At 68.4% G+C, this 1,787-nt stretch carries 2 protein-coding genes; one reads left to right on the top strand and one right to left on the bottom strand.

Annotation, left to right across the window (positions count from 1 at the left end; translation table 11 throughout):
- Positions 1–947 (bottom strand): cell envelope integrity protein CreD (gene creD, locus VGV60_14295; GenBank protein ID HEV8702440.1); only part of this gene is annotated, 947 nt, incomplete at its 3' end.
- A gap of 270 nt (positions 948–1,217) precedes the next feature.
- Between creD and VGV60_14290 the strand changes: the two genes are divergently transcribed.
- Positions 1,218–1,787, top strand: a 570-nt coding sequence (locus VGV60_14290) for a hypothetical protein (GenBank protein ID HEV8702439.1), incomplete at its 3' end; no start/stop codon positions are given.

Raw genomic sequence — 1,787 nt, 5'->3', positions numbered from 1 at the left:
AGGCCGGCGTACTTGGTGCTGCGCTCGGCCATCCGGTACTCGTCCACCGGCGTCACCAGGTCGAGGCCGAACTTGGACGCTTCGACCGTCTCCGCCATCTTCACGTCTTCCGAGATCCACGCCTGCGGATAGTTGCGGCCGAGGAAGGGGATGCTCCAGGACGCCTCGAAGCCCCGGTCGCTGATGCTGTGGCTGGCCGGCAGCCAGTTCCCCTGGAACGACGGATCGGGCCAGTTCGACTTCAGGCTGACGCTGGTCTCCTTGCCGAACGGCACGAAGTAGACGCCGACGCAGCCGTTGAGGACGAGGGGGAAGCTGAACTCGAAGCCGGGGGCCGAGGCGGTGCCGGCGAGCGGCGCGTGGATCCCCGCGTCGGTGAGGTCGAAGGCGCCGGTGCCCGGGAGGAACGGGATCTTCCGGCCGTTCCAGGACAAATCGGCGCGCTCCTGGATCGCCCGGGCGTCCGTGATGCCGACGCCGACCTCGGCGCGCTCCCAGCGCACCTCGGCCGCCTGCACGTTCCAGTCGGCGAGGTTCGGCGGCACGAACCGTCCGGTCACCTCGAGCTTCAGGCGATAGACCGGCACGGAGAAGATGCCGCGGTGCCGCACCTCGCTCTCGATCTCGCCGCGCACGGTGAGGGTCTCGGGGAGGACGGTCAGATGGCGCGTCTGCGAGCGCACCACCTTCTGCCCCTTGTTGTCCAGCTCCTCGCGGCTCTGGACGTACGGGATGATCAGCGCGGGGCCGGTCAAGATCTGCATGCGGCCCCACTTGGCCGTGACCTCGTCGACCGCCCCCTCGCGCCTCTGGCGTCGCTCGGACACGAGCCCACAGATCATCGCCGCCGGTATCAGGAGCACGAGCACCAGAAAGCCGATCAGCAGCAGACGCAGCATCTGCGATCCGCGGATCGCCGACATCACACCCTGGATCTCGTTCGACATGGACATGCCTCCCCGGCGCCAGCCCGGTCAAGACAGGCGTGCGGGAGGAAAGAGCAAGAAACGTGCCCCGCCGCGACTGCCAGCGAAACGTCACGCGGAGACTCACGGGAGCACCATGGGCGTCTCGCGCCAGCCACACTACGTGTCGCGAGCGCCACGGACGCGAGGTGTGCTTGCCACGACGACGAGTTCGTCCTGATCGCGCGGCGCCTGGACTGGTCGGTTGACACGGGGCCCCTTCCACGGTACTTAGTAGGTACTGGTGGTCCAATGAGCGGACATCGCCTTTTCATCCGTGTGGTGATCGCGTCGACCCTTCTCACGCTGCCCGCCGCGGGTGCCGATTCCGCGGAGCTGAGCCTGGCGGACCGGATCGCCGCGCAGCGCGCCATCGAACGGGTCTACTACTCCCACCAGCTGGCCGCGCAGCGCCCGTTCGAACTAGCCGTCCCCGATGCGATCGTCGAGCGGAAAGTGCGTGACGCCCTGAAGCAGTCGGTCGCGCTCGAAGAGTTCTGGAAGACGCCGATCACCGCCGACATGCTGCGCCGCGAGATGGACAGGATGAGCCGGCATACCCGCATGCCGAACAGGTTGCGCGAGTTGTATGCCGCCCTCGGGGACGACCCGGTCCTGATTCAGGAATGTCTGGCGCGCCCCGCGCTGGCCGGCCGGCTGGCGCGGAGCTTCTTCGCATCGGACCAGGTCATCCATGCCCAGGAGCGCCGGGCGATCGAGGATCTCCGCGCGCACCTGATCGATGGATCCCTCGATGCGCGCGAGGACTGGGCCGGGCGCTCGGTCGCCCGCCTGCGACGGCAGGCCGGCGGGGAAGCCGGC

The organism is Candidatus Polarisedimenticolia bacterium, from assembly GCA_036001465.1.
In the GTDB taxonomy this organism is placed as follows: Bacteria; Acidobacteriota; Polarisedimenticolia; order Gp22-AA2; family Gp22-AA2; genus Gp22-AA3.
The sequence above is the reverse complement of the archived record's forward strand: the minus strand, read 5'-3'. Positions and strand labels throughout refer to the sequence as shown.